Source organism: Methanobrevibacter sp. (assembly GCF_017427765.1).
In the GTDB taxonomy this organism is placed as follows: Archaea; Methanobacteriota; Methanobacteria; order Methanobacteriales; family Methanobacteriaceae; genus Methanocatella.
On record NZ_JAFRSC010000005.1, the window covers coordinates 1 to 22406 of the forward strand.

26 protein-coding genes are annotated in these 22406 nt (G+C 32.2%); 20 read left to right on the forward strand and 6 right to left on the reverse strand.

Annotation, left to right across the window (positions count from 1 at the left end; all coding sequences use genetic code 11):
• Window positions 1-163 precede the first annotated feature (163 nt).
• Window positions 164-442, forward strand: a complete 279-nt coding sequence (locus tag IJL02_RS00560; RefSeq protein WP_292808054.1) for a hypothetical protein — start codon at window positions 164-166, stop codon at window positions 440-442.
• 71 nt (window positions 443-513) lie between these two features.
• On the opposite strand, the gene IJL02_RS00565 is transcribed toward IJL02_RS00560, so the two are convergent.
• Window positions 514-945: an amino acid-binding protein gene (locus IJL02_RS00565; protein WP_292808055.1), complete on the reverse strand. Its 432-nt coding sequence runs from the start codon at window positions 943-945 to the stop codon at window positions 514-516.
• 8 nt (window positions 946-953) lie between these two features.
• On the reverse strand, window positions 954-2255 hold the full coding sequence (locus IJL02_RS00570; protein WP_292808057.1) for a phenylacetate--CoA ligase family protein: 1302 nt from the start codon (window positions 2253-2255) through the stop codon (window positions 954-956).
• A gap of 226 nt (window positions 2256-2481) precedes the next feature.
• On the opposite strand from IJL02_RS00570, the gene IJL02_RS00575 reads away from it, so the two are divergent.
• The 3 genes from IJL02_RS00575 (at window position 2482) to IJL02_RS12490 (ending at window position 5110) form a co-directional block, all read left to right on the forward strand.
• Window positions 2482-3276 carry a tetratricopeptide repeat protein gene (locus tag IJL02_RS00575; protein WP_292808059.1) on the forward strand — a complete coding sequence of 265 codons (795 nt, stop codon included), beginning with the start codon at window positions 2482-2484 and terminating at the stop codon, window positions 3274-3276.
• 110 nt (window positions 3277-3386) lie between these two features.
• Window positions 3387-4997 carry a sodium:solute symporter gene (locus IJL02_RS00580; RefSeq protein WP_292808061.1) on the forward strand — a complete coding sequence of 537 codons (1611 nt, stop codon included), beginning with the start codon at window positions 3387-3389 and terminating at the stop codon, window positions 4995-4997.
• Window positions 4997-5110 carry a symporter small accessory protein gene (locus IJL02_RS12490; protein WP_342765164.1) on the forward strand — a complete coding sequence of 38 codons (114 nt, stop codon included), beginning with the start codon at window positions 4997-4999 and terminating at the stop codon, window positions 5108-5110. Before IJL02_RS00580 ends, IJL02_RS12490 begins: the two co-directional genes overlap by 1 nt.
• 41 nt (window positions 5111-5151) lie before the next feature.
• Here the strand turns inward: IJL02_RS12490 and IJL02_RS00585 are convergent, their stop codons facing one another.
• Both IJL02_RS00585 and IJL02_RS00590 read right to left on the reverse strand, forming a co-directional pair.
• Window positions 5152-5421: a hypothetical protein gene (locus IJL02_RS00585; RefSeq protein WP_292808063.1), complete on the reverse strand. Its 270-nt coding sequence runs from the start codon at window positions 5419-5421 to the stop codon at window positions 5152-5154.
• Window position 5422: 1 nt separating this feature from the next.
• Window positions 5423-5710, reverse strand: a complete 288-nt coding sequence (locus IJL02_RS00590; RefSeq protein ID WP_292808065.1) for a hypothetical protein — start codon at window positions 5708-5710, stop codon at window positions 5423-5425.
• Between the two features lie 110 nt (window positions 5711-5820).
• Here IJL02_RS00590 and IJL02_RS00595 point away from each other — a divergent pair, with 110 nt between their 5' ends.
• Both IJL02_RS00595 and IJL02_RS00600 read left to right on the forward strand, forming a co-directional pair.
• Window positions 5821-6540: a carboxymuconolactone decarboxylase family protein gene (locus tag IJL02_RS00595; protein ID WP_292808067.1), complete on the forward strand. Its 720-nt coding sequence runs from the start codon at window positions 5821-5823 to the stop codon at window positions 6538-6540.
• Window positions 6541-6558: 18 nt separating this feature from the next.
• A complete protein-coding gene (locus IJL02_RS00600) occupies window positions 6559-7944 on the forward strand; it encodes a glutamate synthase-related protein (RefSeq protein ID WP_292808069.1) in 1386 nt (461 codons plus the stop codon).
• Window positions 7945-7955: 11 nt separating this feature from the next.
• Here the strand turns inward: IJL02_RS00600 and IJL02_RS00605 are convergent, their stop codons facing one another.
• On the reverse strand, window positions 7956-8366 hold the full coding sequence (locus tag IJL02_RS00605) for a pyridoxamine 5'-phosphate oxidase family protein (protein WP_292808071.1): 411 nt from the start codon (window positions 8364-8366) through the stop codon (window positions 7956-7958).
• Window positions 8367-8818: 452 nt separating this feature from the next.
• Between IJL02_RS00605 and modA (IJL02_RS00610) the strand changes: the two genes are divergently transcribed.
• The 6 genes from modA (IJL02_RS00610) to IJL02_RS00635 all read left to right on the forward strand — a co-directional run bounded on the left by modA (IJL02_RS00610) (window position 8819) and on the right by IJL02_RS00635 (window position 14410).
• On the forward strand, window positions 8819-9640 hold the full coding sequence (gene modA, locus IJL02_RS00610) for a molybdate ABC transporter substrate-binding protein (protein WP_292808073.1): 822 nt from the start codon (window positions 8819-8821) through the stop codon (window positions 9638-9640).
• Between the two features lie 56 nt (window positions 9641-9696).
• Window positions 9697-10371, forward strand: coding sequence for a molybdate ABC transporter permease subunit (modB, locus tag IJL02_RS00615; protein ID WP_292808075.1), 675 nt, complete (start codon window positions 9697-9699; stop codon window positions 10369-10371).
• 19 nt (window positions 10372-10390) lie between these two features.
• The gene (locus tag IJL02_RS00620; RefSeq protein WP_292808077.1) at window positions 10391-11428 is read left to right on the forward strand and encodes a sulfate/molybdate ABC transporter ATP-binding protein; all 1038 of its coding nucleotides are present in this window, start codon (window positions 10391-10393) and stop codon (window positions 11426-11428) included.
• Window positions 11429-11668: 240 nt separating this feature from the next.
• A complete protein-coding gene (gene modA / locus IJL02_RS00625) occupies window positions 11669-12454 on the forward strand; it encodes a molybdate ABC transporter substrate-binding protein (RefSeq protein ID WP_292808079.1) in 786 nt (261 codons plus the stop codon).
• 45 nt (window positions 12455-12499) lie between these two features.
• Complete coding sequence (locus tag IJL02_RS00630; RefSeq protein WP_292808081.1) at window positions 12500-13285, forward strand: ABC transporter permease; 786 nt, start codon at window positions 12500-12502, stop codon at window positions 13283-13285.
• Between the two features lie 9 nt (window positions 13286-13294).
• The gene (locus tag IJL02_RS00635; RefSeq protein ID WP_292808082.1) at window positions 13295-14410 is read left to right on the forward strand and encodes an ATP-binding cassette domain-containing protein; all 1116 of its coding nucleotides are present in this window, start codon (window positions 13295-13297) and stop codon (window positions 14408-14410) included.
• A 57-nt stretch (window positions 14411-14467) separates the two neighbouring features.
• On the opposite strand, the gene IJL02_RS00640 is transcribed toward IJL02_RS00635, so the two are convergent.
• Window positions 14468-15004: a DNA-3-methyladenine glycosylase I gene (locus tag IJL02_RS00640; protein WP_292808083.1), complete on the reverse strand. Its 537-nt coding sequence runs from the start codon at window positions 15002-15004 to the stop codon at window positions 14468-14470.
• 143 nt (window positions 15005-15147) lie between these two features.
• Between IJL02_RS00640 and IJL02_RS00645 the strand changes: the two genes are divergently transcribed.
• The 8 genes from IJL02_RS00645 (at window position 15148) to IJL02_RS00680 (ending at window position 22365) form a co-directional block, all read left to right on the forward strand.
• Window positions 15148-16296, forward strand: coding sequence for an aldo/keto reductase (locus IJL02_RS00645; protein ID WP_292808084.1), 1149 nt, complete (start codon window positions 15148-15150; stop codon window positions 16294-16296).
• 87 nt (window positions 16297-16383) lie between these two features.
• A complete protein-coding gene (locus IJL02_RS00650) occupies window positions 16384-16734 on the forward strand; it encodes a nascent polypeptide-associated complex protein (protein ID WP_292808085.1) in 351 nt (116 codons plus the stop codon).
• Window positions 16735-16739: 5 nt separating this feature from the next.
• A complete protein-coding gene (locus IJL02_RS00655; protein ID WP_292808086.1) occupies window positions 16740-17483 on the forward strand; it encodes a metallophosphoesterase in 744 nt (247 codons plus the stop codon).
• Window positions 17484-17555: 72 nt separating this feature from the next.
• Window positions 17556-18581 (forward strand): Zc3h12a-like ribonuclease, encoded by a 1026-nt coding sequence (locus tag IJL02_RS00660; RefSeq protein ID WP_292808087.1) that lies wholly within the window; start codon window positions 17556-17558, stop codon window positions 18579-18581.
• A complete protein-coding gene (locus IJL02_RS00665) occupies window positions 18574-19776 on the forward strand; it encodes a hypothetical protein (RefSeq protein ID WP_292808088.1) in 1203 nt (400 codons plus the stop codon). Before IJL02_RS00660 ends, IJL02_RS00665 begins: the two co-directional genes overlap by 8 nt.
• A 26-nt stretch (window positions 19777-19802) precedes the next feature.
• Window positions 19803-20216 (forward strand): hypothetical protein, encoded by a 414-nt coding sequence (locus IJL02_RS00670; protein ID WP_292808089.1) that lies wholly within the window; start codon window positions 19803-19805, stop codon window positions 20214-20216.
• A gap of 17 nt (window positions 20217-20233) precedes the next feature.
• Window positions 20234-21457, forward strand: a complete 1224-nt coding sequence (argJ, locus tag IJL02_RS00675; protein ID WP_292808090.1) for a bifunctional ornithine acetyltransferase/N-acetylglutamate synthase — start codon at window positions 20234-20236, stop codon at window positions 21455-21457.
• A 308-nt stretch (window positions 21458-21765) separates the two neighbouring features.
• The gene (locus IJL02_RS00680) at window positions 21766-22365 is read left to right on the forward strand and encodes a class I SAM-dependent methyltransferase (RefSeq protein WP_292808091.1); all 600 of its coding nucleotides are present in this window, start codon (window positions 21766-21768) and stop codon (window positions 22363-22365) included.
• Window positions 22366-22406: the final 41 nt, after the last annotated feature.

The following is a 22406-nucleotide window of genomic DNA, read 5'->3' on the forward strand; positions in this document are numbered from 1 at the left end:
GCCATAAACATTTTAAACTATGGAAAATAATATAATAATATATGAACTCTGAGACCCAGAGGGATAGCTCGGTAATCCTAAGACTCACTGAGAGACTTACAGCCCGAGAATCTCCGACCTCTACAGGTCGGAGAGGTTCAATAGATAATGAGTTGTGGTTATTATGGCGTACAAAATTGATAATGCTATTGTAAAAAAAGATATTGCAGGTAATTTAACATTAATTGACCCAGATAATGTTTTTGAAGATGAAGATGCATTTATAGCTGTTAAAAGTGATGATTTAATTACTATTCAACTTTTAATAAATGGAATATTGAAAAATGATTTTAAAAGTTGGAGAGAATTGGGAGTTATTCCTGAAAATGATCCTTTAAAAAGTATTTTTGTACGTTTAGGTTACTCAAAAGAAGATATAGCTAATTTATTAAAAGAATTATAGCTATTTTCTTTACTATTTTTTTAATTTTAGTAGTATATAAAAAATAAGATAAGAAAAGAATTTAATCTTTTCTATATTTCCTTAATATCGTTTTCATCTAATATTTTAATGTTGCTATCAGCTAAGGCATTAATAGCTTTTTCCATATTTTCCAATCTCATAACTACAATAGCTTCATCTGTTTTGCTACTTACAAATGCATATAAGTATTCTAAGTTGATTCCTTTTTCATCAAAAACAGCTAATGTGGAGTTCAATCCATTAGGTTCATCTGGAACTGCTAAAATAATTACTTCATTTTCTTTTACAATAAAACCATCTCTTTCAAGAGCTTCTATTGCTTTTTCATTATCAGAAACAATTAATCTTAAAATTCCATATTTTGTAGTGTCTGCTATTGAAAGTGCACGAATATTAATGTTTTCTTTAGCTAATGTGTCAATAGCTTTTTTAATTCTTCCTTCTTTGTTTTCTACGAAAATTGAAACTTGTTTTACTGCCATTTTACCACCTATGATAAGTTCCTTTCATCAATTACACGAACAGCTTTTCCTTCACTTCTTGGAAGTGATTCCGGTTCACAAAGTGTCACATCTACTCTTAAACCTGTTTCGGATCTGATTGATGCTTGGATTTGTTTTTCCACTCTTTCCATTTCTTTCATTTCATCGGAGAATAATTCTTTTGATGCCTCCACTTTAACTTCAACTTGGTCTAATATATCTGGTCTGGTTACATGAATCATGTAATTAGGGCTAACGCCTTTTATTTTAAGCAATGCTTTTTCAATTTGTGATGGGAACACCATAACTCCTTTGATTTTAAGCATATCGTCGCTTCTTCCAGTAATTCTTGTCATTCTCACGGTGGTTCTTCCGCATTCACATTTTTCACCGATGAGTGAAGTTAAGTCTTTAGTTCTAAATCTTAAAATAGGCATTCCAGTTTTTGTAAGGGATGTAAGGACAAGTTCACCTTTTTCACCGTAATCTAAGGTTTCACCTGTTTCTGGATTAATTATTTCCGGGTAAAATTGATCGTCTTGAATGTGCATTCCATTTTGCTGGCTGCATTCTTGAGCAACGCCAGGACCCATAACTTCTGTTAAACCATAAATGTTGTATGTTTTAATTCCAAGAGATGTTTCGATTCTTTTTCTCATTTCATCGGTCCACATTTCTGCTCCATGAATTCCTGCTTTTAAGTTTATGTCTTCAAGAGCGATTCCTGATTTTTCTCTTGATTCACCAAGATACATTGCATAAGATGGAGTACATGTTAGAATGTCACTTTGGAAATCAACCATTGTATCAAGTTGTCTTTGGGTATTTCCTGCTGAAATTGGTATTGTGATGGCGCCCATTTTGTTTCCACCATGGTGGATACCGAAACCGCCTGTAAATAAACCATATCCGTAAGCATTTTGGATAATGTATTCTTTTTCAGCACCTGCCATTTTCAATCCACGTGCAATACATTCTCCCCAAATATCCAAGTCATTTTGGGTATATGCAGTAACGGTTGGTTTTCCTGTTGTTCCTGAAGATGCATGAACTTCCACAATTTCTTCACGAGGAACTGCCAGTAAACCTAATGGATAAGCTTCTCTTAAATCAGTTTTTGTTGTAAAAGGAATTTTTTTGATATCTTCCAATGTTTTAATGTCTTCGGGTTTGAGGCCTATTTCATCAAACCTTTTTTTATAAAATTCAACATTTTCATATGCTAACTTAACAGTTTCCTGCAGTCTCTTCAGTTGAATCTTTTCTTTTTCTTCTTTTTCCATACATTCTGCTTTTTCATTCCAAAACATAATATCCCTATTTCATGATTTTTCTACCATTGTTTAATTATAATGTTCATTTAATATAAAGTTTTTAATTTTGTTTAATATTTTAACTTCATTATGATTCATTTTTAATAGTTTAAGGTAAATATTGTCATGTGGCTGTTATTTTACAAAATAAAAGCAATATTTACTTTATTTTTTTAAAAAACTATTTATAATCCTTTAATTAAAAATTAATTTGGTGATTAACATGAATTCAAAAATTAACAAAGGTAGACTTCAGTTTAATGATGAAAATTATGAAAAGGCATTGAATTATTTTGATGAGGTTGATGAAGACGATGAGGATTATGATTATGTATTGATATTTAAGATTTCATGTCTGATGGAACTGGAAAGATATGATAAAGCATTATTTCTCATTGATTCGCTTTTGGGCGAAGATTCTGGGGATGAGTTGTTGTTGTATGAAAAAATTAGATGTCATATTGCATTAGATGAGAAAATTGAAGCGTTGGATACTCTAAAAGAATTTGAAAAAGTCATTGATAAGGAAGATAAACAAATGATGCTTGATGTTGCCAGGTTTTATAAGGTGTTGGGTGAATTCAATAAGGCTTTGATATTCTGTAATGGGGCCTTATCGGTTGATGATGAATTTGAAGATGCCCTATTTGAAAAATCAGTTGTTGCGATAGCATTGAATAAGGATGAAATTGTCAATAACTGCGCAAATAAGCTTTTAAATATTGTTGGTTATGATAGGTTTAGAGTTCTTCCTGTTTTTTTATTAAAACTGTATCTGGGCAGATTTAGGGACTGTATGGATATTGTTGATAATTTGGATGGTGAATTTAAAAGTGAAATACTGTTGATGTTAAAGATGGTTGTATTCAATCAGTTATCTTTGGATTTGGGGGTCAATGTTCATATTGAGGGGGATGATGATATTTCAGTAGGTCAGGCAATTGATCTGCTGTTTGATTATGATGAAAATGGTGTTGATGAGGGCATCATTAATAACACTAGTTTTGTAATAATGTGATTGTACAAAAATGTACATTAATGTACTTTAATAGTAATGTTTAAATAATTTCTCAATAATATTAATAAATGTAATATTAATTTTTTTAATATTTTTAGAGGTAATTATTTATGGACGTAATGATTTTAGCAATTGTATTTATAATCTACATATTTGCTCTTGTTTTTGTAGGTTATTATGCATACAAAAAAACCAATTCCTCTGAAGACTTTATGATTGCTGGTAAAGATACACACCCATTTATTATGGCAATGAGTTATGGGGCTACTTTTATTTCGACAGCAGCTATTGTAGGTTTTGGAGGAGTTGCTAGTGAATATGGTATGAGTGTCTTATGGTTGGCATTCTTAAACATTATCATAGGTGTATTTATCGCATTTGTATTTTTAGGAAAAAGAACCCGTAGGATGGGTCATGCTTTAGGCTCATTAACATTTCCTGAATTTTTAGGAAAACGTTTTGACAGTAAATTTATTCAATATGCTTCCGGATTAATCATTTTCTGTGCAATGCCAATCTATGCGGCAGTAGTATTGATTGGAGCTGCAAGATTTTTAGAATCATCATTGTTAATTGATTTTAGTATTGCACTTTTAATTTTATCAATAATTATTACTTTTTATGTATTGTTTGGAGGAATCCGTGGTGTAATGTATACTGACGCACTTCAAGGAACCATCATGGTTGTTGCAATGGTATTCTTGCTTGTATTTATATATTGGTTGCTTGGAGGAGTTGACACAGCAAATACTGCACTTTCAGGTATGGTTAATTTATATCCTGCCGATGCTCTTGCAACGGGGGGTACGGGTTGGACATCGTTCCCTGAGTTTGGAACACCGTTCTGGTGGTCTTTAGTTTCATCCACTCTTATCGGTGTAGGTATTGGTGTACTTGCTCAACCTTCATTGATTGTAAGATTCATGACAGTTAAATCAGATAAGGAATTAAACAGGTCTGTTTTAATTGGAGGTATTTTCATTGCAATCATGCCGACTACTGCTTATATTGTAGGATCCCTTTCAAATGTTTATTTCTTTGATAAGCTTGGAAAAATCGCAGTTGATGTGGTTGGAGGAAACATTGATAAGGTCATTCCAACATTTATAACAATGGCGCTGCCTGAATGGTTTGTATATATTTTCCTACTTTCCTTGATTGCAGCTGCAATGTCAACAATATCCTCACAATTGCATACTCAAGGAACTGCATTCGGTGTGGATATTTATGCAACTTTAAGGGATAAATCCAAACAGAAATTAGACCAGGTTTCAATTTCAAGAGTAGGTATTTTAATAGCTATTATCTTGGCATTAGTAATGGCATACTCTCTTCCAGGAAGTGTGGTTGCATTAGGTACAAGCCTATTCTTTGAAATCTGTGCAGCAGCATTCTTGCCAGTATTTTTAGGCGCACTTTACTGGAAAGGAATTACAAGACTCGGTGCCATTGCAGGAATTGTTTCCGGAACATTCGTAAGTTTGTTCTGGTTGATGTTTGTATTTAAAAAGACTGCAGTCGGACTTGGAATCTGCAAATTCATTTTAGGTGTAGAAACAATATTGCCGGCAGCACCATGGCCATTTATAGATGTGATGTTAATAGCTGTGCCTGTTTCAGCTTTATTTACAATTGTTGTAAGTTTACTTACAAAACCTCCTGCTCAGGATGTAGTCGATAAAGCATTTGAACAAATCGATACAAAAGGAAGTGATGCATAATGGCGATTTTAGGAATTGAAGACCCTTGGATTTGGGGGGTATATCTTGGAATAATATTATCTACACTTTTATGTATTGTTTATGGTATTGTAAACTGGAATAAAGGAGATTAACTCCTTTATTTTCTATCTTTTTTTAAATTAAAAAATAGCGATTATAAGCCCATAGCTTCAAGCATGGACTCCACACCTAAAATAATAATGGCCACTCCACCGAATATTTCAATATAATCAGCATATTTAATGGCGATTTTTGTTCCGTATGTTCCAAGCAATAACCAAATAATTACTGCGAGTATACTTAATCCGCCTAATGTAAAAGGATTTACATGTGCAACAGCACCTTGGGATGCTAGAATTAAGTTTTCTATGTTTCCAAAAATGAGTAATCCAGTAAATGGAGCATAAGGTTTCAAATCAATCATTTTATTCACTCCTTTTTTTGGATTTAATATTTCTTACAGCATCACGAATTGATATAATACCTAAAATAACTATTGCGAGTCCTCCAATGAATGTAATATAACTGGAGTATTGTATTGCAACATCGGTAGCAACAGTTCCAATGAATAACCAGATGATTACTGCGATTATACTCAATCCGCCTAATATTTTAGCATTCACGCCCTGAACAACGCCCTGGGATGCTAAAATTAGGTTTTCAATGTTTCCAAAAACAATTAATCCTACAAATGGTAAAAATTCTTCTAACAATTTATCACCTATTATAATATTTTTTTGCTTTACAATATAAAGTTGCTTGTTCAAAATTCAAGTAATTTGAATGAAAATATTATAAATGACTTTTTTTAATATTTATTTTCATGAATACTTTATTTGATAAATTCACAAGATTTGAAAAAAATGATCCTGAATTTCACGAAATCTTTAAAAATTTCGCTTTTGGTGAAGTATTGGAATATTCTACATTGGATGAAAAAGAATCTGTTTTGGTTATTTTGGCTTCATTGATTGCAACTCAATCACCTAAAGCCTTTAAAAAAATATTATTCAAAGCAATCAACAATCAAATTACTCCTGTTGAAGTTAAAGAATTAGTTTATCAGTCAGTTCCATATGTCGGATTTGGAAAAGCACATAATTTCTTTGGAGTTGTAACAAAAGTTTTAGATAAAGAAGGCATTGATTATCCTTTGGAAGGACAATCCAATACAAATTCCAAAAATCGCCATGAAAAAGGCCGAGAACTTCAGGAAAGATATTTTGGCGCTGAAAACATCGAAGTGATGAGACTAAATACTCCTGAAGACCAAAAACATTTCAATACATTTTTAGAAGGGTTCTGTTTCGGTGATTTTTATACTCGCGATGGCCTAAATGATCAACAAAGAGAATTAATCACATTTATTTTTATAGCATCTCTTGGAGGTTGTGAAAATCAGTTAAGAGGACATACTCAAGGTAATTTGGCTGTTGGAAACGACAAGGAGAAATTAATATCTGCAATAACTGTGGCCATGCCATATATTGGTTTTCCAAGATCGCTTAATGCACTGGCAATTATTAACGAAATTTGTGAATAGGTATATTGAGGTGGTTATATGATATATAAATGTACAATTTGTGGCCATATCCACAATGAAGAGGCAACTGGCATTTTGTTAAATGAATTGGATGAATGTCCAATCTGTAAACAGGATATTTCAAAGTTTGTTGAAGTTGAAAACTCAAAATCAACAGAAAATTTGGAAATGAAGAATTCGCAGTTATCATATGACAAAAATTATGCCAAATCAGATAAAGACATAAGGGCTATGGATGCAATCCATCAGATGGCTATTACTGGTGAGTCTATTGTTGCGGCAATGTATACTGAACTTCCAATGCCTAATTGGGATGATATTTTACTTTTAGGTTGTCAATTAAACCCACAACCCCTGGAAAGTGATGTTGAAGTTAATACTCAAACAATCATAGGTAAAAATGCAAAAAAACCATTGGTAATTGAAAGCCCTATTTACATAACGCATATGTCGTTTGGAGCTCTTTCAAGAGAAACCAAAATTGCTCTTGCAAAGGGGAGTGCAGCTATTAAAACAGCCCAGTGCAGCGGCGAAGGCGGGATTTTAGCTGAAGAGATGGAAAATGCATACAAATACATTTTTGAATATGTTCCAAATAAATATTCTGTGAGTGATGAAAATTTAAAGAATGCTGATGCGATAGAAATCAAAATAGGCCAATCCACCAAACCGGGTCTTGGAGGACAGCTTCAAGGTGAAAAGGTAACTTCCGAAATTGCTGAAGTTAGAGGAAAACCGTTGGGAAAAGATATTCACTCTCCTGCAACAATTCCTGGAATTTCAACAAAAGATGATTTAAAAGATTTGGTTGAGGAGTTGAGGAATCGTTCTGAAGGTCGTCCGATTGGTTTAAAATTTGCTGCAGGCAGAATCGAAGATGATTTGGAATATGTGTTATATGCAGAACCCGATTTTATAACTATTGATGGAAGGGGAGGATCAACCGGCGCAAGCCCACAATTAATTAGGGATTCAACATCTGTTCCAACTATTTATGCCCTTTCAAGAGCTCGCAAGTTCCTGGATGAACATGATAGTAGTATTGACTTAACAATAACCGGAGGATTACGTGTATCGTCTGATTTTGCAAAAGCTCTGGCTATGGGTGCTAATGCAATTGCAGTAGGTACCAGCGCCATGATTGCAGCTGCATGTCAGCAATATAAGATATGTGACACTGGGGACTGTCCTGTAGGTGTTGCAACTCAGGATTTGGAGTTAAGAAAAAGATTAAAAATAGATGTTTCTGCAAAACGTGTTGAAAACTACTTGAAAGTATCAACCGAAGAGCTAAAAACATTTGCAAGAATTACTGGGCATAATGATGTTCATGATTTAAACATTGATGATTTATGCACATTCAATTCTGAAATATCCGGTTATACTGATGTTAAACATGTTTAATTTGAATGTGATTATTCATGTTCAAATTTATATGTTTTTTCAATATCCAGTTCATTTCTAATTTCTGCTGTGGCATGGTCTATGTAGAAAACGCCAAGTTCTAAATTCATTTTTTCAAAGATTTTTCCAACTTCCGGCAACTCATCAAAGGCTCGTTTAACAATCTTGTCGTTTTTGACTATTTTTGCGATACCGTAATATCTTAAAAATTTGTCTCCATCATACGCTGCAATTTCAACTTTTGGATTTGCTTGGATCTGTTTAAAAACATCCTTAAATGTGCCTGAAGTAAAATAGATTTTGCCGTCATCCAAATAGTGATATCCGAACGGCCGGCATTTAGGTTGATCTCCAATTGAAGTCGCTAGATAAAAAACTTCAGCTCTTTCTAAAAAATCATCAATTATTTTAATATCTGACATATAAATATGTTCCCCCTTTTGTTATATTATAAAGAGGAGTTATTAATAAATTTTTCTTTTTGTTTCAATTGTTACGAATCTATTTTTTTTAATTGATTATAAATTTACATTATTTCGATGAATAAATATTATATCACTGTTATATTTTTTTTTATAAATTTTTTATTATTTTTTTTAAATAATTTTCATTTTTTATTAATTTTATTGTATTTATTTTCAGTGCATTGATTTTTAATGGTTATCGTTAAGAAAATATTTATATATCATACTAATTAGAATATTATATACTAATCATGATAATTAAATTGTAATTTAAAATTGGGAAACAAATGATATGGAATTGTAATGAAATGGAATTATTATTCTTTTCATCGAATTTATTATTTTTTTCTAATCTTTGATTATCGTTTAATGTCTGATAGGTGCTTATTATATTATTAAGGAGGAAAAAAATGAAATCTATGAGAAAGGTTTTACTTGTTGCAGTTATAGCTTTAATAGCTATTGTTTGTGCAAGCTCAGTAGTCAGTGCTGGATTATTTGACTTTTTAGGCGGATCTAATACTAATTTAGATGGTAAGGAAGTTAACTTAGCAGCGGCTGCAAGTTTAAAAAATGTTTATGATGAAAAGTTAATCCCTATGTTCCAAGAAAAATATCCTGGTGTAAAAGTTACTCCAACTTATGCTTCTAGTGGGGATTTACAATCTCAAATAGAGAATGGTCTGGAAACAGATGTATTTATGTCTGCAGCTAATAAACAAATGAATAAGTTAGTTGATGAAGGTTATATTGACAACACTACTAATCTTCAGTTCTTAGAAAACAAAGTTGTTTTAATCGTACCAAAAGACTCCACTGCTAACATATCATCATTCGATGATTTGAAAAATGTAAGCGGTAATATTGCTATTGGTGATCCTGAATCTGTACCTGCAGGTCAATACGCTAAAGAAGTATTAACAAACCTAGGTATTTGGGATTCAGTTGAATCTAAATTTTCTTTAGGTACTGATGTAACTGCAGTATTAAACCAAGTAGCTCAAGGATCTGCTGATTGTGGTATTGTATATTCCACTGATGCGAAATCTAATGATGGTGTAAAAGTTGTATGTGAAGCTCCTGAAGGATCTTTAAACACTTCTGTTATTTACCCTGTAGCTATGATTAAAGATGCAAAAGACGCTGATGCTGCAAAAGCATTTATGGACTTCTTACAAACTAAAGAAGCTAAAGATGTCTTTGTTGAATACGGATTTGCTATCCACGAATAGATTTGATATCATATCATACAAGTGAATAGTAAAATAATTTAAAGGAGATTAACGACATGGCTGATTGGTCCCCGATTTTCATTTCAATGAAAACTGCAAGTCTATCAATTCTTATAACCTTTTTTGTAGGTTTGATTGTTGCTTGGGGTATTGTTAAGATTAAAAATGATTCAATAAAAATAGTGCTTGATGGTATTTTCACATTACCGATTGTATTACCTCCTACTGTAGTAGGGTTCTTTTTATTGTACATTTTTGGAGTTAGAGGGCCGATAGGAAGGTTTTTCATAGACTTTTTCACCGTGAAAATAGCTTTTTCATGGTCTGCAACTGTTATTGCAGCAGTAGTCATGTCTTTTCCTTTAATGTACCGTTCTGCAAGAGGTGCATTTGAACAAGTTGATTCAAACCTATTGGATGCTGCGCGTACATTAGGTATGTCTGAATGGAAAATATTTTGGAAAGTTTTATTTGCAAATGCATTGCCTGGAATTATTAGTGGTGGAATTCTTGCTTATGCTCGTGGTTTAGGAGAATTCGGTGCTACCGCTATGCTTGCAGGTAATATTGCCGGTCAAACCAGAACTCTCCCAATGGCAGTTTACTCTGAAGTGGCTGCAGGAAATATGGGAGAAGCTTTTAATTATGTAATTGTCATTGTTATCATATCGTTTATAGCTATTTTCATTATGGATTATATTTCCATACGTAAGGAAAGGCAATGGAAGTAGTACTTGTGGGGAGTAGATTATGAGTAATAAATTATTAAAAGTTGATATTCAAAAAGAACTTAAAGAATTTGACCTGAAAGTTGATTTTGAATTGAAAGAAGGGTGTTTGGGGATTATTGGTCCTTCTGGCTGTGGTAAAAGTATGACATTAAAATCCGTTGCAGGTATTGTAGACCCTGATGAAGGTATTGTAAGTTTAAACACTGGCGATGAAACTGTTTATTTTGATTCTAATAAAAAAATTAATCTTAAACCTCAAGATAGAAATGTAGGTTATCTATTTCAAAATTATGCTTTATTTCCTAATATGACTGTTGAAGAAAATGTTGCTATTGGTTTGCCTAAAGATTATGACAAAAACATTTTATCAGATATGATAAATCGTTTTCAGTTAGGCGGATTAGAAAAAAGGTATCCTCGACAATTGTCTGGAGGTCAGCAACAAAGAGTAGCTTTGGCTCGTATATTGGCATATGGTCCTGATGTGATATTATTTGATGAACCGTTTAGTGCTATGGACACTTTTTTAAAAGAGCAATTGCGTATTGAACTTGTAAAGTTACTAAAAAATTTTGATGGCCTTTCTATTATGGTTACTCATGATCGTGATGAGGCGTTCCAGTTTTGTGATAAGCTAATTGTATTGGATGAAGGTAAGATTATAGCAAAAGGAGATACCTATGACATTTTTGAAAATCCAAAGAAAGTTCAGGTTGCAAGACTTTTGGGATGTAAAAATATTTCCGAAGTAGAAATTATAGATGATTATCATATCAAATCAGTAGAGTGGGGAATTACTTTTGAAGTACCTGAAAAAATTTCATCTAATATAACTCATATGGGAATAAGGGCTCATGATTTTTCCGCTGCTGAAAAAGAGGATATAAATGCATTCGATACAAAAAATGCAACACTATTGGAAATGCCTTTTGAATGGGAAATAACCTTGGCAAATGGATTGTGGTGGAAATATGATAAACACATTGACGACCATGAATTCAAGGTTCCTGAATATATAAAAGTAGACCCTAAAGATATTCTTTTATTGGAAGGATAGTTCTATTTCTATTATTTCTTATTTTATATTTAATTTACTGATGAGAATCATAATTATATTCGTAAATTTACTATATCTTTGTTATTTTTAATTTTAAGATTATTTAATAAATATTTTATTTTTCGATGTAATTTACAATTCTTGTTTTCATAACAAAACTTTTATATTCATCATTTTAAAATTTATAATGTGTTGAATTAACATTCACAACATTTTTTTCTAATATTTCGGAGTTATAAAATGAAAAATTATACATTGTTTCTAATTACTATAATTATTTTAATCATGGCTGTAATCGGAGCATCATTTACATTTGCATCAGATAATAATGATAAATCCGGTTCTATTGTTGTTTATGCTGGGGCCGGTTTTTCTGAGTTGGGTGATGACTTGGTAAAAGCTTTTAATGAAAAATATCCTAATATTGAAGTTAATATGAGATATGGTGGAAGTGGAGAACTTTTTACTACAATGGAAACTCAGAAAAATGGTGATGTTTTCTTCCCTGCAGCATATAAGTACATGGGTGAAGCTGTAGAAAATGGATATGTTGAAAATGGCACTGTGAAAAATGTTACAAAAAATATTCCTGTTATTGTCGTACAATCCGGAAACCCTAAAAACATCACTGGCGTAGAAGATTTGGCGCGTAATGATGTAAAAGTGGGGTTGGGAGAAGCTGAAGGACCAGCTATTGGTAAATCTTCACAAGAAATATTAAACAAAAGCAATGTAACTGTAGATCCTATTGTAACAACTACAACTGTAAATCAATTAGTAACTTATATAACTTCTGGTGAAATCGATGCTACTATCATATGGAAAGCAATGACTACATGGTCTGATAATCAAGGTAAGTTAGAAGTAATTGAAATTCCAGATGAACAAAATAAAATAAGCACTATTCCAATTGCTGTTACTACATTTGCTGAAGATAAAGATTCAGCACATGCATTTGTAGATTTTGTCACTGAAGATGATAGTGCACACAAATTATTTGAAAAATGGGGATATGAATTATTATAATTATTTCTATTTTCTTTTTCTTAATTTAACGACGGAAAGGAGATTATGCGTTCGAAATTTGAAATATTGTTTATTTCTATAACTGTTATTATTACTTTGGTTTTATTTTTAGTAATTGGAAGTATGGTATTAGTTACTACTCCCCAAGGTTTTATAGAATCTCTTTTCTCATCTGAATTTGCATATTCTATTGGATTGACTATCTACACTTCACTAATTTCTGCAACATTAGTAGTTTTATGTTGTATTCCCATGGCATATAGTTTGTCTAGATTAGATTTTCCAGGAAAATGGCTTTTTAGGATTATTTTAGATATTCCAATGGCACTGCCAGAAATTGTAGTGGGTATTGCTCTTTTGATGTTTTTAGGAAATTATGGTATTGGGGGAATGTTAGATTCTATTGGAATAAAGTTTGTTTTCAACACTGTTGGAATAATAATTGCTGAATTTTTTATTGCACTTCCCTATGCGATTAAAATGTTACATTCGACATTTAATTATATCGACAAAAGATATGAGTTTGTTTCAAGAAGTTTGGGTTATAGTGATGTTGCAACATTTTTTAATATTACTCTTCCTCTATCAAAACAAGGTTTGTTTGCAACAATTATTATTACTTTGGCTCGTTGTATAGGCACATTTGCAGCAGTACTCTTTGTTGGTGGAGGAATTTTACATAAAACTGATACATTATCAATTACAATGTATTTGCACTTATCTACTGGAAATATGGACATGGCAATTACGGCAGGAATTGTATTGGTTCTAATATCTGTAATCACAATAGCTATTATGGAGAAATATGCTCCCGAAACTTATAATCAATAGGTAAAAATCATGTATTTGGAAGTTGAGAATTTAAATGTTAATCTTGGTGAATTTCACCTTAAGGATATTTGTTTGGAAATTGAAAGGGGCGAATATGTAGTTTTAATTGGACCCACAGGTTCGGGTAAATCTGTTTTACTGGAAACAATTATTGGTTTTTACCGGCCTGATAGTGGCACTATTAAACTTGATGGAAAAGTATTGAACAATGTTGCTCCTGAAGAAAGAAATATTGGCATTGTCTATCAAGATCATGTATTATTCCCAAATATGGATGTTTATGAGAATATTGCATATGGCTTAAAAAGAGATAAGTCACTCACAAAAGAAGAAATTGATAATAAAGTAAAAAGAATAGCGGAAAAAATGAATATTTCCCATATATTACATAGGGATGTTTTAACATTAAGCGGTGGTGAATCTCAGCGCACTGCTCTTGCTCGTGCAATAATTGTTGGTCCGGATATAATTCTGATGGATGAACCTTTCTCGGCATTGGATGTGGCAACGCAAGCAAAGTTAACATCTTTGATTAAAGATATTGGAAAGGAGTATAAAACAACATTTCTTCATGTAACTCATAACTTTAATGATGTCTGGAATTTAGCAGATAAAGTTGGTGTTATGAAAAATGGTGTTTTACATCAATTGGACTATATCAACAAAGTGTTTTCAAAACCTGCAAATGATTTTGTAGCCAGTTTTGTAGGTGTAAACAATATATTTGACGGTGAAATTGTAAATACTAAACAAAATTCTGTTACAGTTAAATTAAATGAAAATATTCAAATTCAAAGCACTGATGATGAATATTGTCGCCTTGCATCTCATGAAGTGATTGGAGAAAATGTTTTAGTTGCAATTAGGCCTGAAAATATTATATTCGCAAAATCCACTTTTGAATCTTCTGCAAGAAATCAACTCAAAGGAAAAATAACGAAAATAGAAGAATCCGGGCCGATTGTTAATGTTGAAACAGATGTTGAAGGGATTATATTTAAAGGAATTTTAACTAGAAATTCATTTGAAAATCTAGATTTAAAGTTAAATGGTGAGGTCTATTTAATTTTCAAATCAGTTAATGTGAATGTTTTGGATAGTTACAATACATTTAAACTATCATAATTCATTATGATAAACATCTTTTGATTTTCTTGGATGTATAAGTTAATGGTGTTAATATTAATATTTAAAACACTTTTTTTCGTGATTGTCAATAATGCCAATTGATTCAAGATAGGAATAAATTATTGTTGGTCCTACAAATTTCATACCTCTTTTTTTCAAATCTTTTGAAATTTGTTTTGACAATTCAGATTCAGTTTCATATTCTGCTTTAATGATTTTTCCATCTGTAAACGACCAGATGTAGTTGGAAAAGCTTCCAAATTCCTTTTGAATTTCAATAAATATGTTGGCATTGTTAATGGCTGAAGTAATCTTTCCTTTGTGGCGTATTATTCCCTTATTATTTCTGAGTTCTTCAATTTTATCTTCACCATAATTGGCTACTTTTAAAACATCAAATCCGTCAAAAGCTTTCCTAAAGTTTTCTCTTTTTTTAAGTATGGTAATCCATGAAAGACCTGCCTGAAATGACTCTAAAACCAGCATTTCAAACAATTCCGCATCATCATATGTTGGAATTCCCCATTCTTCATCATGGTATTTAATATAAACTTCATCTTCAGTTACCCAACTGCATCTGTTTTTATTCATAAAAATAGTTATAATATTTCAATTATATATTAATATGTATTGATAAAGATATTAATGTGAATAATTTAGATATTTATGATAAAATCATTGAAAATTTTATAGTTCATGTTACTTAGAGAAAAAGACACTGTGAGGAGATTTGAATGAATAAATTAGGTATGGGAATGATGAGGCTTCCGCTTCTGGATGAAAATGACTTTACAAGTATTGACTACGAACAGGTTAATCAGATGGTTGACGCATATATGGATGCAGGATTCAACCACTTTGACACAGCATATGTTTATCATGAAGGAATAGGGGAACAGGCATTTAAAAAATGTGTTGTTGAAAGATATCCTCGTGATTCATTTAAAATTGCAACCAAATTGCCTTTATTTGTAATCACTGAAGAATCTCAATTAGAACCTCTTTTTGAAGAGCAACTTAAAAATTGTGGTGTGGAATACTTTGATTATTATATGCTGCATAATGTAAGTGGATTTACTGAAACTGCTTGGAAGAACGTTGATTTGTATTCATTTATCCAAAAGAAAAAAGAAGATGGGTTTATAAAACATATAGGTTTATCCACTCATGGGGATGCAGAATTTTTAGAAGAGATTCTGTTTGACCATCCTGAACTCGAATTTGTCTTGCTTCAAATTAATTATCTTGACTGGGAAGATGAAGGAATCGAATCCCGTAAATGTTGGGAAGTCGCAAGAAAATACAATAAACATGTAATGATTATGGAACCTTATAAAGGCGGATTTTTAGCCGATGTGCCTGAAGAAGCGGAAAAAATAATGAAAGAATATAATCCGGAAAAATCAGTTGTTTCATGGGCAATGAGATTTGTGGCCAATTTGGATGATGTATGTGTTGTTTTAACCGGTGCAAGTAATCTTGAACAGCTTGAAAATAATATCTTCGAGTTTAATAATGCAGATCCTCTAAATGATGATGAACTTAAAATGCTTGAGGAAGTTTCAGAAATCATTAACAGTAACATCACAGTAGACTGTACAAAATGCAGATACTGTGTTGATACATGTCCTGAAGAGATAGACATTGCAAAAATCTTTGATTTATACAATAAGGAAAAGATTGTTAATAAGGATGGAAATCCTTGGTCACAACTTGGAAATGCTTATCTGAATTATTCAAAACTTCCCGATGTTGGATTGGCTTCAGACTGCAGTGAATGTGAAAGTTGCATTGAGGAATGCCCTCAACAGATAAATATTCCTGAAGTGTTGAAAGATGTTGCAAAGACATTTGAAACTGAAGGTTATGGATTTACTGATTAATCCATATTTTTTTTTAATTTTCCTACCGAACTTTTAATATATAATTAATAATATAATTATAAATAGTTATTTTATTGAGGATTAATTATGATACCTGGTATGAATAAAAAACAAATGAAACAGATGGAAAGGCAAATGAAAAAAATGGGTATGAAAATGGAAGACCTTGAAGGTGCCCGTGAAGTAATTATCCGTTTCGATGATAAAGAATTAATTATTGATAATCCTAGTGTAAGTTTAATGAATGTAATGGGTCAGGAAACTTATCAGATTGAAGGAAAAGCCCGTGAAGTAGAATTGGAATATGAAGTTGAAATTCCTGATGAAGATGTTGAAATGGTAGCCAACAGTGCAAATGTTTCCGCTGATGAAGCAAGAGCTGCACTTGAAGAATGCAAAGGAGATTTAGCAGAAGCTATCATGAAATTAAATCAATAGATAAAATGACTGTAATTGCACATATTTCTGATTTGCATATCAGTAAAGATAGTTTTGATGAGGATTTATTCATGCAGGCGGTAAGTGAAATAAATCATTTACATCCCGATATGATTATTCTAACTGGAGATATAGTTGAAAATGGATATTATAGTGAATTTGAACAGGCTACAAGATATTTGTCCATGTTTGAAGCTCCATTATTTGCAGTTCCAGGAAACCATGATTCCCGTAATTTAGGTTATCAAAGTTTTGAAGAGCTAATTGGTGAGAGGAGCTGGAAATTAACTTTGGATGAAAATTTCACTGTTGTTGGATTGGACAGCAGTTCTCCGGATGAAGACAGGGGCCATATTGGAACTCCTCAGCACATGTGGTTGGAACATCAATTGGATGAATGTGTAATTAAAGAAAATTTTTCTATCGTGGCTTTGCATCATCATGTAATCCCTATTCCTCAAACCGGTCGTGAACGCAATGTTTTATCTGATGCTGGCGATATCTTAAAAACATTAACTACTCATGAAGTCGGCATTGTTTTATGTGGGCATAAGCATGTCCCGAATATATGGAAAATTAACGAAACTCTGATTGTTAATGCCGGGTCATTATCATCTAATAAATTAAGGGGAAAAAATAGGAATTCTTATATTGTTTACGAAATATCAGATAATGAAATTGAAATTTTTCTAAATAATGTAGGTGGCGAAAAGTTTTTATTTGGAAAATATCCAAGAAATGTAATGTAAATATAAATTTAAATATTGAATTAAATATAAATACTATACTGAATTAAAAATTGTTAAGTTTTAGGTGATATTATGAAAGTTGTCGTTGATGCTTCTAATGTAGCTCATTATGTTAAAAATGAAAATGGTCAACCGAAAATGGCTAATATCCTTGCAGCTGTTAAAGCATTAGAAGAAAGTGAAGATGAATTTGTAATTATTGCTGATGCATCACTTCGTCATGATATTGATGATAAAGAAAAATTCTTAAAATTACTTGACAGTGAAAACGTGGAAGAAGTTCCTGCCGGAAATGATGCTGATCATTTTATTCTTGAAATTGCTACTAGCGAAAAAGCTAAAGTATTATCTAATGATAAATTCAGAGATTATGCTGCTGAATTTAGAAATATTTCTTCAATGAGAATTCCATTTGTAATCGATAAAGGCAGACTCACATTTGGAAAACCGAAACAACCAAAAAGAGATAAAAATATCCTTCAGCACATCTGTGATGAAATTATAAAAGAGTTAAACTTTAAAAAGTGGGAAATATATACTGGAAAAGAAGGATTGGATTTATCTCCATTAAATATAGCTAAACAAGCAATTATTCGTATTGATAATGCTAATAACACTGAATCCAAACTTGAAAACATTTTCTCAAAAATACCTATGTTTAATAAGATTGTAGAAATGGTGGATGATGTTGAAATTGCAGCTCCATACGTGATTTTTGTATTGGTTCATCCTAAAGATTATAAGCTTGCAGTAAAAAATGCGGGAAATATTTCCGTTACTGTTGCTGACAGGTTAGGTCTTGAGAAAAAACCTTTGATTGCTGTACGTAATGATTTATTTACTAAACCAGGTAATTTTGAGTTAAATATTTTACTTGCTGATGAAGTAACTGAAAATGCTCCTTATAATATTTTAGTTCGTGTAAGTGCCCATGATGAGGTATTCATCAAAAAGAACTCAAGAAATATTGCAAGTACTATTGCTGGAAGACTTGGTTCTTGGAAATTTCCATTCGTATCTGTCAAACCGGATATGCTTTTAGAAAAACCAGGTGATTTTGAAATAGAACTTGAGAAAGGAGATGCTTTCGATGACTAGTTTTTTAACTAAGTCTTTTATTAGTTTATTTACTAAACTAAAACCTATTGCCGTTGGAACAAAATTTTTTCCAACCAATAATTTAGAGACTGAATACGTGGAGCTATTCAATTATACTCAAACTATCCTATTTGAACTTGAAAAGGCAGAAATCACTTCAGATTCTATTTTGCAGAATCTTATTCGTGATGTCGGTGCGGAAAACATCCCTGCAGATTATACATTTCATGAATTGACTCCTGCGGAAAATAAAATAGAAGAATACGCATTGGTAAGCAATATTATTATGGGTAGTGACCGCTATCTTTATGTTGAACTTCAGTATCCATCTAATTTAATTAATATATTTGATAAGATTATTCAAAATGAAAAAGGAGATATTGTCGAAAAAACCGCAACTGAACTTGTTGCAAAAATGTTAAGTAAAAATGACGCTATTCGTGTAGCTATTGAACTGATAGGTATTGGTTTATCTGAAGGTAATCAAGTTGTTTCAGCTGTTGGAATGACTGGTGCTGCTTCAATTGAAAGAGCTATTCATTATACTCAAAGTATTGGAACTTTTCCGGGTATTGCATTTACAAAACTTGGAGGGGAATATGCATTGGTCTTTGATGAACCGTTTTTACTTAAGGAATCTCGTCCTGTCGATTTGGAAAATTATCTTTTCATTGATTTGATCGATTCTACCAAATTCATTAATAAACATGGTAGGAACCAACTTGTTGAACTTATGACCGGAATAAAGAATTTCATTGAATCAGAGTGTGATGGTGAACTGGAAGGTTATAGGGAAGGTGGGGATGATTTTATTGCAAGATTCCCATCAAAAGATTTGGCTATTCGTGCAGGATTGGACGCTGCCTGGTTTGCACTTGATAACGGTGCAAAAATTAGGGCGGGTGTTGGCAGAAGCAGACGTGAAGCAGGTGAGAGAGCCCAATTGGTTGATGATATAGAAGCAACATCTCCATTATCATTAGTTGTTTTTGAATTGGCTAATGGACTGTATGCATACAATATCCCATCTGAATTTACCAGAACATTAATTAACCTTGTGGAAAATGAAAAATCCAAATTGATTGGTGTTTTCATATTCGTATTCATATTCGTATATGTTATGTCAATTTTAGGATTGGGAATGTTCGGTTTTGTTGGAATAATACTGGCTTTGGTTTATGCAGTTGTCGCATAGGAAATTAAGAAAAAGAGAAAAATAATATGAGACGAAAAAAAGACGATAAAAGAGTGTTAAGAGCAGGAAATGGCTCATCTAATCGCAAACGTCGAAAAAATAATAAACGTATTTTCAAATCAATTAATAATCGCAGTCATGCTCCTCCAAGAAAACAACAGGTAAAAGGAAAAAGGAGTAGTAAAACAGTTTTAATCGTGATTATGGCATTAGTAGCTTTTATCATTGGTGCAGGAATTGGTGTTACCTTGAGCTTTGATGATGGAAGTGTGGATAATGCTACTCAGGTTGAAAATGTCACTGTTGAAATGACAAGCAACCTCAATGATTCTAATGGGGTTACTTACAATGAATCTGACCAGATTGACTATAATGAAAATCAGTCACTGGGCATTATTAGAGAACCTAAATATTCTAATGAAGATGACGGTTCCCATTAACTTATTTTGTGATAATTATGAATTTTATTAGAAATCTTGATGGGGGATTTTCTGCCATTGAAAATCTTAAAGTATCTGGAGCAAGAGAAGGCAAATTTGGAGTTACTATCATATTATGTCCAAACAGTACTGCTTCGGGCGTATTCACTTCAAATAAAGTTGTTGCAGCTCCGGTTAAGTATACCAAAAATGTGTTAAAAAATGGAATTATTTCCGCTGTTTTTGTAAATAGTGGAAATGCAAATTGCTTTACAGGTGAACAGGGATTTAAAGATTGTGAAACTTTGGTTGAATTAGTTTCCAAGGATTTAAAAATTCCAGAAAGTGAAATTGCAATATCTTCAACTGGAGTTATTGGACGTGAAATGCCAATTGATGTAATTTCAAAAGTAGCTTATGAATCACTTTCCAAACTGGGAAACAGTCCTGAAAATTCTCTTGCGGCTGCAAAGGCCATCATGACTACAGATACTTTTCCAAAAGAGTGTGCTGTTGAAGTCACTTTAACAACTGGTGAAACAGTAAAAATTGCAGGTATTACAAAAGGAAGCGGGATGATTGCACCGAATATGGGCACTATGCTTTCTTTTATCGTAACTGATGCTATTATTCCTTCTGAAGAAATTAATAAAGCATTAAAACAGGCAGCTAATATCAGCTTTAACATGATTGTTGTTGACGGTGATGAAAGTACAAATGACACATGTCTGATGATGGCAAATGGGTCATCAGGTGTTGAAGTTGTAAAAGGCGGAAAAATAGATTCCAATTTCCAGGAGGCATTAAATTATCTCTGCATCGATCTGGCTAAAAAAATGGCTCGTGATGGTGAAGGAGCCACAAAATTCATAGAAGCTAATGTTTGCGGTGCAAAAGATTCAAATGATGCAAGACTTGCTGCAAAGTCAATCATATCCTCAAGTCTTTTTAAGTCTGCCGTATTCGGTGGTGATCCTAACTGGGGAAGAATCGTGTCTGCCATAGGTTATTCCGGTTGTGATTTAAATCCGGATATAGTGACAATAGCTATTGCAGATGATGAGGATGAGGTAAATCTTGTGAAAAATGGTGAAATATTGGCATTTGAGAATACTCCATATCTTGATAGGGCTGAAAAAATAATGCAGTCCAAAAATGTCACTGTCAATATTGACATGGATTTAGGTGATGGTGAGGCTACTGCATGGGGTTGTGATTTAACTTACGATTATGTTAAAATTAATGCTGAATACACCACTTAAAGAAAAGCTTTAAATATCTTGAAAACAAATATTTTTTTGTTATATATAATTCTAATTTTATTATTATCAATTGTAAGGAGGGGAAAATATGGCAAAAGTTAAAGGAACTAACAGAAGAACCAGACAAAAAAGAAGTTATACTAAACCTGGTAGTAAAAGAGGAAGAGGAGTTAAACAAACTTGGAAAAAATAATCCTCTTATAACTTTTTTTTATCATTTTTAACTATTTTTACATCGTTTTATACAATTCATCATATTGAAAATTATTATATACTATTTTTTAAAGATTATTATTTAGGTGAAAAATATGATGATGCCTGAAAATGGACATAGAGCTCATGGATTTTCAAGTGCTTTTTTCCTGGATTCTGATGAAATATTAAAAGAATTGGATATTCAAGGAAATGAGACATTTATGGATGCGGGTTGTGGTGATGGTCACAATGCCATTAAAGTTTTAGAAGACTATAATCATAAAGGAACTGTTTATGCAGTAGATATTTATGATGCTTCTATTGAGGATATGGAAAAATATAAAAAAGAAAACAATGTTGAAAATTTAATCAATATTGAAGCTGATATTACTGAAGGAATTCCTGGTGTGGATGACTCTTCAATTGATATAGTTTTGATGGTCAATGTATTCCATGGGTTTAAAGCATCAAGAAAATTTGATGAAGCTGTTTGTGAACTTAAAAGAATTGTTTCTGAAGATGGAAAAATAGCCATCATGGATTATAAAGCATGGGATGTCCCTAATGGTCCTCCAACTAAGGTGAGGAGTTCTCCGGATGAATTGGAAGAATTATTCAATAAACATGGTCTTAAAAAAGTTTATTTGAATGAAGAAATTGGGGAAGACATTCCTGAAGGCAAATCTCACTATCTAATCATGTTTAAAAAATAATAACATGATTAATCTATTTTTTGACTATTTTTTCAATTAAA

Excerpts from the sequence above, each read along its gene's own strand:
- IJL02_RS00560 (WP_292808054.1), top strand. The coding sequence starts at position 164 with ATGGCGTACAAAATTGATAATGCTATTGTAAAAAAAGATATTGCAGGT.
- IJL02_RS00565 (WP_292808055.1), bottom strand. The coding sequence starts at position 945 with ATGGCAGTAAAACAAGTTTCAATTTTCGTAGAAAACAAAGAAGGAAGA.
- IJL02_RS00570 (WP_292808057.1), bottom strand. The coding sequence starts at position 2,255 with ATGTTTTGGAATGAAAAAGCAGAATGTATGGAAAAAGAAGAAAAAGAA.
- IJL02_RS00575 (WP_292808059.1), top strand. The coding sequence starts at position 2,482 with ATGAATTCAAAAATTAACAAAGGTAGACTTCAGTTTAATGATGAAAAT.
- IJL02_RS00580 (WP_292808061.1), top strand. The coding sequence starts at position 3,387 with ATGGACGTAATGATTTTAGCAATTGTATTTATAATCTACATATTTGCT.
- IJL02_RS12490 (WP_342765164.1), top strand. The coding sequence starts at position 4,997 with ATGGCGATTTTAGGAATTGAAGACCCTTGGATTTGGGGGGTATATCTT.
- IJL02_RS00585 (WP_292808063.1), bottom strand. The coding sequence starts at position 5,421 with ATGATTGATTTGAAACCTTATGCTCCATTTACTGGATTACTCATTTTT.
- IJL02_RS00595 (WP_292808067.1), top strand. The coding sequence starts at position 5,821 with ATGAATACTTTATTTGATAAATTCACAAGATTTGAAAAAAATGATCCT.
- IJL02_RS00600 (WP_292808069.1), top strand. The coding sequence starts at position 6,559 with ATGATATATAAATGTACAATTTGTGGCCATATCCACAATGAAGAGGCA.
- IJL02_RS00605 (WP_292808071.1), bottom strand. The coding sequence starts at position 8,366 with ATGTCAGATATTAAAATAATTGATGATTTTTTAGAAAGAGCTGAAGTT.
- modA (WP_292808073.1), top strand. The coding sequence starts at position 8,819 with ATGAAATCTATGAGAAAGGTTTTACTTGTTGCAGTTATAGCTTTAATA.
- modB (WP_292808075.1), top strand. The coding sequence starts at position 9,697 with ATGGCTGATTGGTCCCCGATTTTCATTTCAATGAAAACTGCAAGTCTA.
- IJL02_RS00620 (WP_292808077.1), top strand. The coding sequence starts at position 10,391 with ATGAGTAATAAATTATTAAAAGTTGATATTCAAAAAGAACTTAAAGAA.
- modA (WP_292808079.1), top strand. The coding sequence starts at position 11,669 with ATGAAAAATTATACATTGTTTCTAATTACTATAATTATTTTAATCATG.
- IJL02_RS00630 (WP_292808081.1), top strand. The coding sequence starts at position 12,500 with ATGCGTTCGAAATTTGAAATATTGTTTATTTCTATAACTGTTATTATT.
- IJL02_RS00635 (WP_292808082.1), top strand. The coding sequence starts at position 13,295 with ATGTATTTGGAAGTTGAGAATTTAAATGTTAATCTTGGTGAATTTCAC.
- IJL02_RS00640 (WP_292808083.1), bottom strand. The coding sequence starts at position 15,004 with ATGAATAAAAACAGATGCAGTTGGGTAACTGAAGATGAAGTTTATATT.
- IJL02_RS00645 (WP_292808084.1), top strand. The coding sequence starts at position 15,148 with ATGAATAAATTAGGTATGGGAATGATGAGGCTTCCGCTTCTGGATGAA.
- IJL02_RS00650 (WP_292808085.1), top strand. The coding sequence starts at position 16,384 with ATGATACCTGGTATGAATAAAAAACAAATGAAACAGATGGAAAGGCAA.
- IJL02_RS00655 (WP_292808086.1), top strand. The coding sequence starts at position 16,740 with ATGACTGTAATTGCACATATTTCTGATTTGCATATCAGTAAAGATAGT.
- IJL02_RS00660 (WP_292808087.1), top strand. The coding sequence starts at position 17,556 with ATGAAAGTTGTCGTTGATGCTTCTAATGTAGCTCATTATGTTAAAAAT.
- IJL02_RS00665 (WP_292808088.1), top strand. The coding sequence starts at position 18,574 with ATGACTAGTTTTTTAACTAAGTCTTTTATTAGTTTATTTACTAAACTA.
- IJL02_RS00670 (WP_292808089.1), top strand. The coding sequence starts at position 19,803 with ATGAGACGAAAAAAAGACGATAAAAGAGTGTTAAGAGCAGGAAATGGC.
- argJ (WP_292808090.1), top strand. The coding sequence starts at position 20,234 with ATGAATTTTATTAGAAATCTTGATGGGGGATTTTCTGCCATTGAAAAT.
- IJL02_RS00680 (WP_292808091.1), top strand. The coding sequence starts at position 21,766 with ATGATGATGCCTGAAAATGGACATAGAGCTCATGGATTTTCAAGTGCT.